Consider the following 15,106-nt stretch of genomic DNA (forward strand, 5'->3'; position numbering starts at 1 on the left):
GTAATTCGCATAGTATTATTGTTAAGGTAATCACCCAAACTTCGTGCAAAAATATAAGTTATATGTAAATGTCAAAATTTATTTTCACTAAAATTTTCCTTTTGTTACTTTTTGTTTGTTTCTTATAAATACTATCAGAAAATATTCGTAACTTTGAACGATTTTGTTTTTGTTTTAAAATTACTATTTTGGCAAGAAAGAAGAAAGAGCTTCCTGTCTTGGAGCAGGTTGAAATTGTCGGTGTGGCTGCAGAAGGAAAAGCTATTGCCCGTGTAAACGATCTGGTAGTATTTGTTCCCTTCGTTGCTCCCGGTGATATTGTAGATATACAATTGTATCGTAAAAAACATAAGTATGCCGAGGGACGGGTGGTAAAGTTCCACTCATATTCGCCACAACGTACCGAACCGTTTTGCCGTCATTTTGGTATATGTGGCGGTTGCAAGTGGCAACATTTGCCTTATGAAAACCAGTTACAGTTCAAGCAACAACAGGTGATAGACAACCTTAGCCGTATAGGAAAAGTGGAACTACCGGAAATATCACCGATAAAGGGTTCTGCAAAACAACAATTTTACCGGAATAAGCTGGAATTTACTTTCTCGAATAAATCCTGGCTTACTTTTGAAGAAATGCAGTCGGGAGAAACATTTGACAACCGCAATGCCTTGGGATTTCATATACCGAATATGTTTGATAAAGTACTGGATATAAAAAAATGCTGGTTACAAGACGATATTTCTAATCGTATTCGGCTTTCTATCCGGGAATTTGCATTGGAACATAATTACCCGTTTTTTGATCTTCGGGAGCAATCGGGGCTTATGCGTAATATTATCATACGTACTGCATCCACGGGCGAGATAATGCTTATTGTCGTGTTTTATGAGAATGATACTGAAAAGATAAAAGCATTGATGCAGCATATTGCGGGTAAATTTCCAGAGATCACTTCGTTGTTATATATAGTGAACCGGAAAGCAAATGATACGATAACCGATCAGGAGGTATTTGTTTTCAAAGGACGGGATCATATTATAGAAGAGATGGAAGGTTTACGGTTCAAAGTCGGACCTAAATCTTTTTATCAGACCAACTCGGAACAGGCATATGAATTGTATAAGATAGTTCGTGATTTTGCTCGTCTCACGGGAAATGAGCTGGTATACGACTTATATACCGGAACAGGTACTATCGCTAATTTCGTAGCATCCTGTTGTCGCCGGGTAATAGGCATTGAATATGTGCCTGAAGCTATTGAAGATGCTAAAGTGAATTCCGATCTGAATCACATAAGTAATACTCTTTTTTATGCAGGGGATATGAAGGATATTCTCACGCTGGATTTTATAGAAGAGCACGGACGTCCCGATGTAATTATAACCGATCCTCCCAGGGCCGGAATGCATGATGATGTTGTTAAGTCTATTTTATTTGCTTGTCCCGAACGTATCGTATATGTTAGTTGTAATCCGGCGACCCAGGCACGAGATTTATCCTTATTGGATGAAAAGTATAGAGTTGTCCGGGTACAGCCTGTAGATATGTTCCCTCATACCCAGCATGTGGAGAATGTCGTGTTATTGGAAAGAAAGGATTGAAAATGTATAGTAATGGAAGACGTCTGTTCATAAAATGAATCAGACGTCTTTATTATTTTATGCAAATATAAGGGCTGGTTTTCATTTTTAAAGCTTTATGCTTTACAAAGTATTATATAAATGTTTATTTTTGTGGCAATTTTTATCTTAATGATAAGTATTAGATGGCTTTTTGTATAATAAGCCTATTTGCGGAAATATGTAGAATTAATATATTAAAAAAACAGATATGACAAAACAAGAAGTAAATTTGAGAGATTCGGCGGTTATGCGTTGGTCTGCTTTAGGGATCGTGGCATTTACTATGATGGCCGCCTATTTCGTTAATGATATTATGGCTCCTTTAAAAACGATGCTGGAATCGAATCTGTCATGGAACAGTAGTGATTTTGGATATTTTACCGGAGCCTATAGTTTTCTGAATGTATTTTTATTAATGCTTATCTGGGGCGGCTTGATGCTCGACCGTTTCGGAATAAGGCTTACCGGAAAACTGGCGACCATACTTATGGTCGTAGGTGTCGCTTTGGAATATTATGGTATTACCGTAAAGGCTGCCGATACCACTATGATAATGGGCCATAAAGCCGGCGTGTTTTTTGCTTCGGCCGGTTATTCTATCTTTGGCGTCGGAGCAGAGGTGGCAGGTATAACTGTGACGAAAATCATTGCTAAATGGTTCAGGGGAAAAGAAATGGGGACTGCAATGGGAATCCAGGTAGCTTTGGCCCGTATCGGTTCTCAGGCTGCCTACTCAGTCGCAATACCCATAGCCAAGAATACCTCTCTTTCTATGCCTGTGATAGTAGGATTTATATTGCTTGTCATAGGAATGTTTGCTTTCTTTGCTTATTCGGTAATGGACAAGAAACTGGATAAACAAGATAAATTTATCGAGGAGGAAGAGGAAAGCAAATTTTCTTTTAGGGATGTAAAAGATATTTTGATTAATCCTGGTTTCTGGCTGATAGCACTGTTGTGCGTATTGTTTTATTCTTGTGTATTTCCATTTCAGAAATTCGCGTCGGAACTTATGGTTAATAAATACGGTATAAGTGATGATATTGCCGGAACCATAGTGGGTTTGCCTGCATTAGGTGCATTGGTGCTTACCCCTTTATTCGGTAGTGTTGTAGACCGTAGAGGGAAAGCAGCTTCTATTATGATGCTGGGGTCTTTCATGCTCATTTTGGTTCATTTAATATATGCTATACCTTTCTTAAATAATTGGTTAATCGCTATCACTCTGATGATCGTTTTGGGTATTGCATTTTCTCTGGTTCCTTCGGCTATGTGGCCTAGTGTCGCCAAGATATTTCCTGCGCGCCAGTTAGGTACGGCTTATGCTCTTATCTTTTTTATTCAGAATATAGGTTTGTGGGGTGTTCCTAATCTTATCGGCTTGATCTTGGATAAATATTGTGTGGTAGGTACCAGTGGTAATGCCAATATATATGATTATACCTTACCTATGGTTGTTTTTACTGGCTTTGCGGTTCTTTCGTTAATCGTAGCCTATTTGCTTAAAGTAGCGAACCGTAGGTACGGATATAATCTGGAAAAACCCAATATCAGCAAATGACAGAATTTATAATAGTGTAAAATGAGGACGTATAAAAACATATATGTCCTCATTAAGTTTTATATAAAAGCGAATGTTCACCGACTTTGGTATGAAAGAAATATAATAATTTTTTTTAACTTTGCCGGCAGTCTTAAATTTAATTCATGAGAAAAAATCCGTATATAGGCCTTATATTGCTTTTAGCCGTGTCTCTCTGTTCATTCACTTTGCTTTCTTTGAAGGAGGAAGAGGTTATTTGGGGAGGTGTTACGATACGAAAATCTGCAATAAGCGATTTTTTATTGAAAAAAAAAGAGGCTATTACACAATTTCCTCGTAGAGATACGATTAAGGATATAATCGAGAATGAGAATAAATTTCCGAAACATGCGATAGATACAGCTTCACAACGTATATTATTTATAGGAGATTCCATGCTGGAAGGCTTAGCTCCCAGAATGGGTGCTTATGCACGTGAGAACGGTCACTCCTTGCATAATGTCTTGTGGTATAGTTCTTCAACAAAAACATGGGGTGAGTGCGATACGCTTTCTTTCTATATTCGTAAGTATAAGCCTACTTATGTATATATATGTTTAGGTGCAAATGAGTTGTTTGTCAGGAATATAAAAGAGAGAAGAAAGAAGTATGTCTCTCATATTCTTGCTCAGATAGGTGAACTTCCTTATGTGTGGATAGGCCCTCCTAACTGGAAGCCCGATACGGGAATCAATGAGATGGTCGGTAATATGACAAAACCCGGTGCTTTTTTTCTTTCACAAGATATGACATTTGACAGAGCGGCAGACGGGGCTCATCCTACGCGCCGGTCGGCTGCATTATGGCTCGATAGTGTGGCTTCTTGGACTATGAGACATGCCCGGTATCCTATTTTAATGAATAAACCTGTTAAGACCCAGTTTTTCAAAGCATCTACCGATGTACTGGCTCCTCCTCTTTAGAATCTATGCGAGAGATATTCCACGATATATTATATAACCTGAGTACCTTGTTTCAGTTTCGTCCTGATGAACCTATGATATTCACCAGTGGGACATTCTGGTTGTTCTTCATCGTATTTTTGTTATTATATTCTCTTTTGTATAAGCGGAAGTGGCAGATGATTGTTTTTGTCATCGTATTCAGTTTGTTTTTTTACTATAAATCGAGCGGGTTATTTTTTTTGATGCTGGCGGCAACGTCTTTCGCCGATTGGCTTATTTCCAAACGTATTACACGGACAGAAAAAAAGAGAGTGAAAAAGATATGGGTTTTTCTGTCCTTGTGTTTGAGTCTCGGAATTCTGGGATATTTTAAATATGCCAATTTTTTTTTGATAAACTGGAACGCTATTGTCCAGCAAAATTTCCAGCCTTTGGATATCGTTCTTCCGGTAGGTATTTCTTTTTATACGTTTCAGTCGGTCAGTTATATAATTGATGTATATAAAGGCCGTGTGGCTCCTACGCGCACTTGGCTGGAATATTTGTTCTATCTTTCTTTTTTCCCGCAACTGGTAGCTGGTCCCATTGTGCGGGCCGATTATTTTCTTCCCCAGATCGGACGGGAACATAGAGTATCGTCTTCTGCTATATACACGGGATTGTGGCTGGTACTTTTAGGTATTATAAAGAAAGCCGTTGTTGCCGATTATATTGCCCAATATAACGATCTTATATTCAATTCTCCTACGGCTTATTCGGGTTTTGAAAATTTAATGGGAATATGGGGATATACGATGCAGATATATTGTGATTTTTCAGGATATTCCGATATGGCTATAGGCATTACGATTATGATGGGGTTCGATCTGGGGAAGAATTTTAATTATCCATATCAGTCCCGCAACCTTACTGATTTCTGGAGACGCTGGCATATTTCTCTTTCATCCTGGTTACGGGATTATGTGTATATACCCTTGGGCGGGAATCGAAAAGGAACTTTCCGTACATACCTGAATAATTTCCTGACAATGCTTATCGGTGGTCTCTGGCACGGTGCTGCCTGGAAATTTGTATTCTGGGGAGGAATGCATGGGGTTGGATTAATGATTCATAAGGCAGCAAAACCCTGGTTGGATAAGTTGCCCGATACCAAGTTTATTACTTTCATTTCGTGGTTTCTTACCTTTTCGTACGTATCGTTTCTTTGGGTCTTTTTCAGAGCAGCGTCTTTCGAAGATTCATGGAAATTGATAACTCATGTCTTTACCGATTTCAACCCGGTGCATATTATACCATTTATTCAGGTTCGCAGTGTATGGTGTATTATGATGACGCTTGTTTTTGCGGTACATTTTATTCCTTCTCATGTGTATGAAACCCTTTCGGCCCGTTTTTCCCATTCCTCCTGGTTGTTTAAATTGTGCATGTTTATAATAGTCGTACAACTTGTCATACAATTTAGGAGTGAAGATGTACAGCCTTTTATCTATTTCCAGTTTTAGAAATAGAGAGACAGACCTATTTTGAGACCATATTGATTAAAGCGGTCGGTAAAGCTATATTTCCAGTAGAGAGCAGGGTCCAGGGATATATTTTTTTTGAGAAAAAATGCATATCCTAATTCGGCACTGATATACCAATAATTGTTGTGATGTGTTTTTGACGAATCAAATTCCCTTTGCCAACCGTGTTCATATCCCGTCTCTGCCCCGATAAAAAGAGTGGTAAGAGTGTAATAACGGAAACCGGCGGAGACATCTATTTTACTGTTCCTGTATTTTTCCTGAGATTCGAGATCCATTCCCAAACCTACGATTACGGCCAAATTATCCGATATAAAATTACCGCCTTTAATATCCAGTGCAAAATTGAATTTATCTTTCTTAGATTTATTGTTATCTGTACCGCTAATGTTGAATCCGCTGATTTGAGGGTTGATGTATGTGGTTCCTCGACTAATTTGTGCCTGAGAGAGAAGGATGCCGCAAAAAAAGCATATAGCCAGGGTAAAAAACTTTTTCATAATGATTTATTATTTGAGGTTATAGAATCTGGTCATCTCTGAAATTTCTCCGGTCCGAGGCATCCTGGCGTTTACGCCGGTCTACGCGCATGGCTTCCTTTTTGCGGAGAACCCATCTTAAAGCGAAAATAATGATAAGAGTTATAATGATAATTCCGAAATATTCCAGGTATTTGCCCTCATAGAACATAGGAAGGCCCAGATATGCCATTACTGCCAGGTAGATAAGCAGGATAACGGTCAGAATCGTTGACTTTTTCATTCCTTTATGTTTTAGTTCGTTATTTATTGTTTCTTTAATTTTCTATGATACGCGGTTCCACAGTAAAACGGTAATTCCCTGATGAAAGAGCTTTATATATGCGTATACAGGCCCAGGCATCTGTAGCCGCATATTTTAATTGTCTTTCGGAAAGTGTTTCTGCTTCCCAATTAGAAAGACGCTGGGATTTGGATATCTTTTTTCCGAAAAGGATCGCATAAACTTTTTGCAGACTTATATCCTGTATGTTGAATCGTTTTACATATTTCTGCAAATCGACGAATTGATCGGGTTCAAAATTCCCGACTTTATGTAACATACTGAAATCGTCATGGATGGATAAGCCTACTTTTATTACCGATGAATTATTCAGGAAATTTTTGATCGTATCTGTGAATCCCATTATATTGATCCTGAACAAAAAGCAAATATCATCTGTTGCTAATTGTATCAATGACACCTGATTGGATTTACCTTTCTTGAAAGATGGCTTCGTTTCGGTATCGAATCCTACAATTTTATTTTGTTCCAGGATTCTGATCGCATTCTGGGCATCGGTATCATTTTGGACGATGACGATTTTTCCCTCAAATAATTCTTTAGGTAGTGGTGTTATTTCTTCCTTTTTTATTGTTATAACAGTCTTATTATTCATTTCACTTATTTCTTATTCATCTCCATTGAGTTCATCTTCCCATTTCTCTTGCCTCTGTGTAAAAATCTCTGGTTGATGAGAATGGCCGCATTCGCATTGTTCTCCATGTTTATGCTCATGGTCACATTCGCAAAAATGCTCTTCTTCTTCCGGGAGCATATATTTTATTGCGTGAAGAGCACGTAATACATTGGTTAATTGCTGTCCCCAGTAGGTTGCAAAATTTTCCCTGCAACGGAATATAGCTTCCTGCATGGTCATTTCATTTCCTAACCGATATACTGAAATGCAGTCCTTTATATCTTGGTAGATATCGGCAAGTCCTTCCGATATACTGGCGACTATTGGTGTTTCACTATATTGCATGTCTGCCTGAAAAACTTCGAGATAAGTATCATCGTTTCCAAGCAGGCCTTCTATGTTATTTCGTACATATTCATACACTTCTTCGGTTACGAATTGTTCGGGATGTATATCTATTTCCGGTTCTTCAGCGTCGAGTAGGGTCGCCTTTAAATATAGTAAAGGCAGTATTTTTATGATCGTATCAGTAAATTCTCTTTTGTTTAATTCTGTAACCCGTTCTATAAAAGAGCAGTATTCAACTCCTACGGTAACGAATTCTATATTATTTTTTGAAAATACTTTCTGGTCCATAATCATTTTATTTTAGTTCGGTATATAACTGGTGTGATCTTATATAATCATATACCGGTTGAGTCAGGAAAAAGTTCATATTTAGACCTTTTGATATCCCGTCCCGGATGAAAGTAGAAGATATTTCTATTATTGGTGCTTTTGACAGGTAAACATTCGAAGGAAGGGCCGTTTCATCGATGTTACAACCTCTCCGGGGATAAATACAAATCTTGTTTTCATTAATAATTCTCTTATACTCTTTCCATTTGTCAAAGATAAGCCAGTTATCTGCTCCTATTATCAGTGTAAACTCCCGATCGGGATAAAGAGCTTTGAGCGTATCCAGTGTATGTATAGAATAAGACGGTTGCGGTAATGAAAATTCGATATCACAGCACTGTAAGCCCGGAATTCCTTCAATTGCTAATTTTACCATATTTATCCGGTGAATATCTTTTTCCCGGGAAAATCGTTCCCGTAAGGGATTGTGCGGAGAGACAGTAAGCCATATTTCCTCATATCCTTCATACTGGTACAGATAACTGGCCAGTATCAAGTGTCCTGTATGGATAGGATTAAATGAACCTGAAAATATGCCTGTTTTCATTTTTTAGTTTTCTTCAATAAAACGGACAACGCTGTTATATACTTTTTCTTTTGCCTCCATGAGATTGTCATTGATGATAATCTCATCAAATTGGGGTGCAAAGGACAATTCATATTCGGCTTTTGCCACCCGACAATCTATTACTTCCGAAGAGTCGGTCCCTCTTTGTATGAGCCTGTCTCTTAAACATTCTATACTGGGCGGTTGTATAAAGATAGATTTTGCTTTATCTCCGTAATATTTCTTTATATTTATTCCTCCTACTACATCTACGTCAAAGATGACGTTATGTCCTTTGTTTAAGATACGTTCTACTTCACTTTTCAAAGTTCCGTAATATCTGCCTTCGTATACTTCTTCATACTCTAAAAATTCATCTTTATTTATTTTTTCCCTGAATTCGTCGGGTGTAATAAAATAGTATTCCACGCCATTTTTTTCTTTGCCGCGTGGCGGACGTGATGTGGCGGAAATGGAAAATTCCAGATTCAACTCTTTGGACAGGAGATGATTGACGATAGTGGATTTTCCTGAACCGGACGGTGCTGAAAAAATAATAAGTTTGCCCCTCTTTCCCATAAATATATCACATAACGTTAAGAACCTGTTCTTTTATTTGTTCCAGTTCGTCTTTCATACGTACTACAATTTTCTGCATTTCTGCATGGTTCGATTTCGACCCCATTGTATTGATCTCCCTTCCCATTTCCTGACTGATAAAACCTAATTTTTTGCCTTGTCCTTGTCCTTTTTCGAGAGTTTCGATGAAATATCTCAAATGGTTGTCCAAACGGTGTTTTTCTTCGTTTATATCGAGTTTTTCAATATAGAAGATCATTTCCTGTTCAAACCGGTTTTTATCATAATCGAAATTTTCGATTTTTGTCAAGGCTTCGGCGATACGGTTTTTAATTTTTTCAACTCTGTCTTTTTCGTAAAGTTCGATATCTTTTAAAAGTTTTGAGATGTTGCCTATTTTTTGTTCGAATATTTTTTGCAGCATACATCCTTCCTGTGTTCTGAATTCTTCGAGCTGGGATATGGCTTTATTAACCGCTTCCATTAACGCTTTTGTTTCGGTTTCGTCTAATTCCTGACTGACAGTTTTCATGGAGTCGGGAAGTTTTAAAAGTATTGAGAACCAATCCGCAGGAGGAGCCGTATTCAATTTCAGGCAAGCATCGTTGATTTGTTCATAATAAGATTCTATCACTGGTATATTGAGCTGGGTACTCATATCCTTGCCTATATTTTCTATGTAGATGGAAAAATCGACTTTTCCCCTTTCCAGTCTTTTGGCTATTTCGGAACGTATTTCCATCTCCTTTTCACGATATAAAGAAGGAATACGTGTAGATAAATCCAGCTGTTTACTGTTTAACGACTTTATCTCTATGGTGATTTTTTTGTTTGGCAATTCGGCTACCGCTTTACCAAAGCCGGTCATTGATTGTATCATTGTACGAATGTTTTTGCAAATTTAATCTTAATTCCTTTGTTTTCGGTAAGATTATTGAAAAAAAACAGCTACTTTTGTCTCACAATTAGCCTGTAATATTGTATTTCCTTATATTTTTATCGGTATGCCCAATATATTACATATAGAAACTTCCACCTCAGTGTGTTCTGTCGCACTTAGCGGTGATACAGAAATGAAGTGTCATTTTGAAAATTACGAAGGACCTTCTCATGCTTCTGTCTTGGGGTTTTTTGTACAGAAAGCTGTAGATTTTGTCCGTGAAAAAGGAATGAAATTAGATGCGGTTGCTGTTAGCGCGGGACCAGGTTCGTATACCGGATTGCGCATAGGAGTCTCTGAGGCGAAAGGACTTTGCTTCGGACTGGATATTCCGCTGATAGCTTTAGATACTTTAAAAATAATGGCTTGTGGAGTCTTATTCAGAAACTTTTATGATGAAGACGTGTTATATTGTCCTATGATAGATGCGCGGCGTATGGAAGTATATACGGCTGTTTATGATACTGCTTTTAATGAAATACGACCTATAACCGCCCAGGTGGTGGAAGAAAATACTTTTGATGATCTGTTGGAGAGCCATCAGGTCTTGTTTTTTGGTAACGGTGCAGAAAAATGTAAAAGTTTGATACAGCACCCAAATGCGCGTTTTCTGGCACATGTGCATCCTCTGGCGATGGATATGCAGGCTTTGGCCGATAAAGCATATAAGGAAGGAGATTTTGCGGATGTTGCTTATTTCGAGCCTTTCTATTTAAAAGATTTTGTAGCAACAAAACCTAAAAATAAAGTTTTTTAATTTCAAACGAATAATAAAATGATAGAGTATAATTCACAGCAAAAGAAACTGGTTCTTCCGGAATATGGCCGCAATGTGCAACAGATGGTTGACCATTGCCTTACTATTGAAGACCGTAAAGAACGCACACGCTGTGCCAATACGATTATAAATATAATGGGAAATTTGTTTCCGCATTTGCGCGATGTGGATGATTTTAAACATAAACTTTGGGATCATTTGGCCATTATGGCGGATTTCAAACTGGATATTGATTATCCTTATGAAATAATCCGAAAAGAGAATCTGCATACTTTACCCGATAAGGTAGAATATGCTTTGACTCCCATACATTACCGCCACTATGGGAAAACAATCGAATCGATGATAAAAGTCGCAGAGGATATGCCGGAAGGTCCTGAGAGGGATTATCTCATATCTTTGCTGGCTAATCATATGAAAAAGTTGTATCTCGCCTGGAACAAGGAAGGAGTGGAGGATGAGAAAATATTAAAGGACCTGCGAGAATATACGCGTGGGAAAATCAATCTGAATCCTGAAACTTATAAGCTGCGCGAAGTGAAAGAGGTTATGCAGGTCAAGAAAAAAAATAATACGAAAAAAGCGGTTAAGTAACCGCTTTTTTCGTACCTTTCCATCACATTAACCAAATACAAACGCTATGGCATCATTTATCATTGAAGGTGGACACCGTCTCCATGGTGAACTGACTCCGCAAGGTGCGAAAAACGAGGCACTGCAAATTCTCTGCGCTACACTGCTTACCGATGAAGAGGTAAAAGTACATAATGTTCCCGATATTCTTGATGTGAACAATTTGATTCAGCTTTTGCGAGATATGGGAGTTATCGTGAAAAAACTGGGTATGAATTCCTATAGTTTTAAAGCCTCACAGGTAAATATCGATTATCTTAAAAGTGAGGAATTCCTAAGGAAAAGCATGTCATTGAGAGGTTCGGTCATGATAATAGGACCTTTGGTTGCCCGGTATGGCTATGCCATATTGCCGAAACCGGGAGGAGATAAGATCGGACGTCGCAGGCTAGACACTCATTTTCTGGGGATCCAAAAGTTAGGAGCGGATTTTTCTTATTGTCCTAAGCAGGAATTGTATGAGATAAAAGCCGATAAATTAACGGGAGCATACATGCTGCTGGATGAGGCATCGGTGACTGGGACAGCGAATATTGTAATGGCTGCTGTATTGGCCGAAGGAGTGACTACAATATATAATGCGGCCTGCGAACCTTATTTACAACAACTTTGTAAAATGCTGAACAAGATGGGAGCCAAAATTTCAGGAATCGGTTCCAATCTGCTGACTATAGAAGGAGTGAATACGCTGAACGGCTGCAAACATACGGTATTGCCGGATATGATCGAGGTCGGGAGTTTTATCGGGATGGCAGCTATGACAGGTTCCGACATTATGCTCAAGAATGTTTCTTATGATGACTTGGGAATTATTCCCGATAGTTTCCGGCGTTTAGGAATTACTGTGGAACAAGTGAACGATGATATTCATATTCCCTGTCACGATACTTATGAGATCGAAACGTTTATTGACGGCTCGATTATGACTTTTTCCGATGCCCCATGGCCTGGTTTGACCCCTGATTTGTTAAGTGTATTTCTGGTAGTTGCTACACAGGCGAAGGGGAGTGTACTTATACATCAGAAAATGTTTGAGAGCCGTTTGTTCTTTGTAGATAAACTTATAGATATGGGAGCTCAGATTATCTTATGTGATCCGCACCGGGCAGCCGTTATAGGGCAGGGGAAGGCTCATACGTTACGGGCTGCCAATATGGTATCGCCCGATATTCGTGCGGGTATTGCCATGCTTATTGCTGCTATGTCGGCCGACGGGACCAGCCGTATTCATAATATAGATCAGATCGACCGGGGATATCAGGATATAGATAAACGCTTAAATGCGATAGGAGCACGAATTACACGTTTGTAAACCTGGATTTTATTTTATGATTAAGAGAGAAGATATTATAAAGATAGGAAAATTCAATAAACCTCATGGTATACAGGGTGAGCTTTCATTTTCTTTTACCGATGATGTGTTCGACCGTTCTGGTTGCCCTTATGTGATATGTGAGATTGACGGCATATTTGTACCTTTTTTTATAGAAGAATACCGTTTTCGGGGAGAAAATTCAGCTTTAATGAAATTGGAGGATATAGATACGGAAGAAGACGCACGTCCTTTTACGAATACCGATGTTTATTTTCCTAAATCTTATTATATAGATAGTGATACAGATGAAGCTCCTGGTGATTATTTTATCGGTTTTACGGTTGTGGATGAAATGTATGGAATGTTGGGAAAGATCATATGGGTTAATGACGATACGGCAAACGTGCTTTTTGTTCTGGAGCGTGAAGGAAAAGAGTTGCTGATACCTGCCATAGATGAATTTGTAACAGGAATAGACGAAGAGAAAAAGATATTAAATATGAGAATTCCGGAAGGTTTACTCGATTTGTAGTGCAAGTATTTATATAAAATGTGGATATTGAAAACAAATCAGGAAAAGATTTTTTTCCTGATTTGTTTTTGTGGAGTTTATTTTACCGGAATACTTCTTTTGCGATATTTTCTTTCATCCTGGCCTTCAAAAATCATATCTGTAACGAAGTGCTGCTATGTCCGGTTTTTGGAAGAATGTATATTATTTATTGTCAGTTATTTTTTTAGAACTCCAACAGGTCGGTGTTCATCGTTAGCATATTTATGGAAAACAATTTGTTCCGGAGCACATTTCCGCATCCTGTAATGATTTTGATAGTCTCCGAAGCTTCCAGGCATCCTATAAAACCAGGCACTACCCCCATTACTCCAGCCGTTTTCCGGGGACGGGATACCAATTCTTTTTCGTCCGGGAATAAGTCCCGGTAATTTTTTCCACCTTCATAATTGAAAACGGAAACCTGGCCGAAAAATTCGCCAATAGTACCGTATACATACGGTTTGCTTAGCTTTATACAGGTATCATTTATGAGGTAGCGCGTGAAAAAATTATCACAACCGTCCACAATGACATCATACCGGGATAATATATCTTCTGCATTGTTATTTGTCAGGAATTCGGGATAACAATCGAAATGTGTTTGTCCTGAAAGAGCTTTTAAACGTTTGCAAGCTTGTTCTACTTTGGATAAACCTATTTCGTTTTCGGTATATAATACCTGGCGTTGCAGATTGGTTTCGGAAACTACATCGGCATCGATAAGGCCGATTCTTCCTATTCCTGCTGCTGTAAGATAAAGGGAAATAGCAGAGCCTAGTCCGCCAACTCCTACGATGAGAACGGAAGCATTGAGGAGTTTTTTCTGTCCCTCAACGCCTATTTCCGGTAACATGGTTTGCCTACTATAACGTTCCATCATATGAAATTTAGTCAAAGATACGATCCCAGTCTTTCCATACTACTTCATAACCGATATCGTGAATATCTTTTTCAACCTGTGCCGGAGTACGGTCGTCGTTCACGCTGAATTGTTCCAATGCCTGGGGATATGTGTAATATCCTCCCGGCTCTGTTTTAGATCCGGCGCTCATGGATGTTGCACCCAATGTGGCAATGTTATTGCGGAACCTTGCGTTTTCCCGGGTGGAGAACGAAATGTCAACGTCATGGTCGAATATACGGAATGCAAATGTAAGTTGTGCCAGTTCCCGGTCGCTCATGATCACATTCGGCTGGAAGTGTCCTTCGGACGGTCGCATGCGTGGGAAATTTACACTGTATTTGGTTTTCCAGTAGTGCTTACGTAAGTATTGTAGGTGTAATGCCATCATGGTGACATCGGTCCGCCAGTCTTCCAGTCCGATGAGTACTCCCATTCCTATTTTGTGTACTCCGGCTTGCCCCATCCGGTCAAATCCGTTCACACGCCAGTCGAATATGGATTTCATACCTTTAGGATGATAGGTTTTATATTTTGCTTTGTTGTATGTTTCCTGGAAACATACAACTCCGTTAAGACCCGATTGGGTAAGCCGGAAATAATCTTCACTTTTAAGAGGCATGACTTCTATGGTGAGATTCGCAAAATAAGGACGAGCTAATTTAAGTGCATTTTCAATGTAATCGACACCTGCGTCGCGAGGATTTTCTCCGGTGACGATAAGCAGGTTTTCGAATGGCCCCAGAGCCCGTATAGCCTTGCATTCGTTTATTATTTCCTCATCGTTAAGTATTACCCGGGCAATGGGGTTATTATGCTGGAATCCGCAATAAATGCAATGGTTCATACAAGAATTCGTGATATACAGAGGGACATACATTTGTATGGTCTTTCCAAATCTTTCTTGTGTATATTTTCTGCTAAGTTGTGCCATCTCTTCCAGATAAGGAGCCGCAGCCGGTGAGATAAGCGCCATGAAGTCGTCTATTTGGAGGTATTCTTTTCCCAGAGCCGTTTCTACATCGGCCCTGGTCTTTCTTTGGATTTCCCGGGTAGTATCTTCCCAGGAATATTTTTCTAATTCTTCCGAAAAATTCATCTTGTTCTCATTA

At 38.9% G+C, this 15,106-nt stretch carries 17 protein-coding genes; 8 read left to right on the forward strand and 9 right to left on the reverse strand.

Annotated elements, in window-relative coordinates:
* The first annotated feature begins 188 nt into the window (after positions 1-188).
* The 4 genes from rlmD (at position 189) to OCV73_RS13245 (ending at position 5,611) form a co-directional block, all read left to right on the forward strand.
* Positions 189-1,601 carry a 23S rRNA (uracil(1939)-C(5))-methyltransferase RlmD gene (gene rlmD, locus OCV73_RS13230; RefSeq protein ID WP_147552916.1) on the forward strand — a complete coding sequence of 471 codons (1,413 nt, stop codon included), beginning with the start codon at positions 189-191 and terminating at the stop codon, positions 1,599-1,601.
* A 229-nt stretch (positions 1,602-1,830) separates the two neighbouring features.
* A complete protein-coding gene (locus tag OCV73_RS13235) occupies positions 1,831-3,183 on the forward strand; it encodes an MFS transporter (protein ID WP_147552918.1) in 1,353 nt (450 codons plus the stop codon).
* Positions 3,184-3,329: 146 nt separating this feature from the next.
* Positions 3,330-4,127 (forward strand): SGNH/GDSL hydrolase family protein, encoded by a 798-nt coding sequence (locus OCV73_RS13240; RefSeq protein WP_147552920.1) that lies wholly within the window; start codon positions 3,330-3,332, stop codon positions 4,125-4,127.
* Positions 4,128-4,132: 5 nt separating this feature from the next.
* Entirely contained in the window at positions 4,133-5,611 is a 1,479-nt protein-coding gene (locus tag OCV73_RS13245; protein WP_147552922.1) for an MBOAT family O-acyltransferase, read from the forward strand.
* Here the strand turns inward: OCV73_RS13245 and OCV73_RS13250 are convergent.
* Genes OCV73_RS13250 through OCV73_RS13280 form a run of 7 tightly spaced genes read right to left on the reverse strand, consistent with a single transcriptional unit; the run spans position 5,608 to position 9,754 of the window.
* Positions 5,608-6,132, reverse strand: coding sequence for a hypothetical protein (locus OCV73_RS13250; RefSeq protein ID WP_147552924.1), 525 nt, complete (start codon positions 6,130-6,132; stop codon positions 5,608-5,610). The two genes, OCV73_RS13245 and OCV73_RS13250, sit on opposite strands and share 4 nt — an antisense overlap.
* 19 nt (positions 6,133-6,151) lie before the next feature.
* A complete protein-coding gene (locus tag OCV73_RS13255) occupies positions 6,152-6,394 on the reverse strand; it encodes a hypothetical protein (RefSeq protein WP_147552926.1) in 243 nt (80 codons plus the stop codon).
* Positions 6,395-6,428: 34 nt separating this feature from the next.
* Positions 6,429-7,049: a 3'-5' exonuclease gene (locus tag OCV73_RS13260; RefSeq protein ID WP_147552928.1), complete on the reverse strand. Its 621-nt coding sequence runs from the start codon at positions 7,047-7,049 to the stop codon at positions 6,429-6,431.
* Between the two features lie 12 nt (positions 7,050-7,061).
* Entirely contained in the window at positions 7,062-7,706 is a 645-nt protein-coding gene (locus tag OCV73_RS13265; RefSeq protein ID WP_147552930.1) for a DUF5063 domain-containing protein, read from the reverse strand.
* A gap of 7 nt (positions 7,707-7,713) precedes the next feature.
* Positions 7,714-8,295: a nicotinate (nicotinamide) nucleotide adenylyltransferase gene (nadD, locus tag OCV73_RS13270; RefSeq protein ID WP_147552932.1), complete on the reverse strand. Its 582-nt coding sequence runs from the start codon at positions 8,293-8,295 to the stop codon at positions 7,714-7,716.
* A 3-nt stretch (positions 8,296-8,298) separates the two neighbouring features.
* Entirely contained in the window at positions 8,299-8,874 is a 576-nt protein-coding gene (gene gmk, locus OCV73_RS13275; RefSeq protein WP_147552934.1) for a guanylate kinase, read from the reverse strand.
* Positions 8,875-8,881: 7 nt separating this feature from the next.
* Positions 8,882-9,754 (reverse strand): YicC/YloC family endoribonuclease, encoded by an 873-nt coding sequence (locus tag OCV73_RS13280; protein WP_147552935.1) that lies wholly within the window; start codon positions 9,752-9,754, stop codon positions 8,882-8,884.
* A gap of 124 nt (positions 9,755-9,878) precedes the next feature.
* Here OCV73_RS13280 and tsaB point away from each other — a divergent pair, with 124 nt between their 5' ends.
* From tsaB to rimM, 4 genes are read left to right on the forward strand one after another with little or no spacing between them, the layout of a single operon-like run.
* On the forward strand, positions 9,879-10,571 hold the full coding sequence (tsaB, locus tag OCV73_RS13285; RefSeq protein WP_147552937.1) for a tRNA (adenosine(37)-N6)-threonylcarbamoyltransferase complex dimerization subunit type 1 TsaB: 693 nt from the start codon (positions 9,879-9,881) through the stop codon (positions 10,569-10,571).
* 21 nt (positions 10,572-10,592) lie between these two features.
* A complete protein-coding gene (locus OCV73_RS13290; RefSeq protein ID WP_147553060.1) occupies positions 10,593-11,186 on the forward strand; it encodes a DUF4290 domain-containing protein in 594 nt (197 codons plus the stop codon).
* A gap of 46 nt (positions 11,187-11,232) precedes the next feature.
* Positions 11,233-12,537, forward strand: coding sequence for a UDP-N-acetylglucosamine 1-carboxyvinyltransferase (gene murA, locus OCV73_RS13295; RefSeq protein ID WP_147552939.1), 1,305 nt, complete (start codon positions 11,233-11,235; stop codon positions 12,535-12,537).
* Positions 12,538-12,553: 16 nt separating this feature from the next.
* Entirely contained in the window at positions 12,554-13,072 is a 519-nt protein-coding gene (gene rimM, locus OCV73_RS13300) for a ribosome maturation factor RimM (RefSeq protein WP_147552941.1), read from the forward strand.
* A 205-nt stretch (positions 13,073-13,277) separates the two neighbouring features.
* Here rimM and OCV73_RS13305 read toward each other — a convergent pair whose 3' ends face one another.
* Complete coding sequence (locus OCV73_RS13305) at positions 13,278-13,970, reverse strand: HesA/MoeB/ThiF family protein (RefSeq protein WP_147552943.1); 693 nt, start codon at positions 13,968-13,970, stop codon at positions 13,278-13,280.
* Positions 13,971-13,980: 10 nt separating this feature from the next.
* Positions 13,981-15,093: a 2-iminoacetate synthase ThiH gene (gene thiH / locus OCV73_RS13310; RefSeq protein ID WP_147552944.1), complete on the reverse strand. Its 1,113-nt coding sequence runs from the start codon at positions 15,091-15,093 to the stop codon at positions 13,981-13,983.
* Positions 15,094-15,106 lie beyond the last annotated feature (13 nt).

Source organism: Barnesiella propionica, from assembly GCF_025567045.1.
GTDB classification, from domain to species: domain Bacteria; phylum Bacteroidota; class Bacteroidia; order Bacteroidales; family Barnesiellaceae; genus Barnesiella_B; species Barnesiella_B propionica.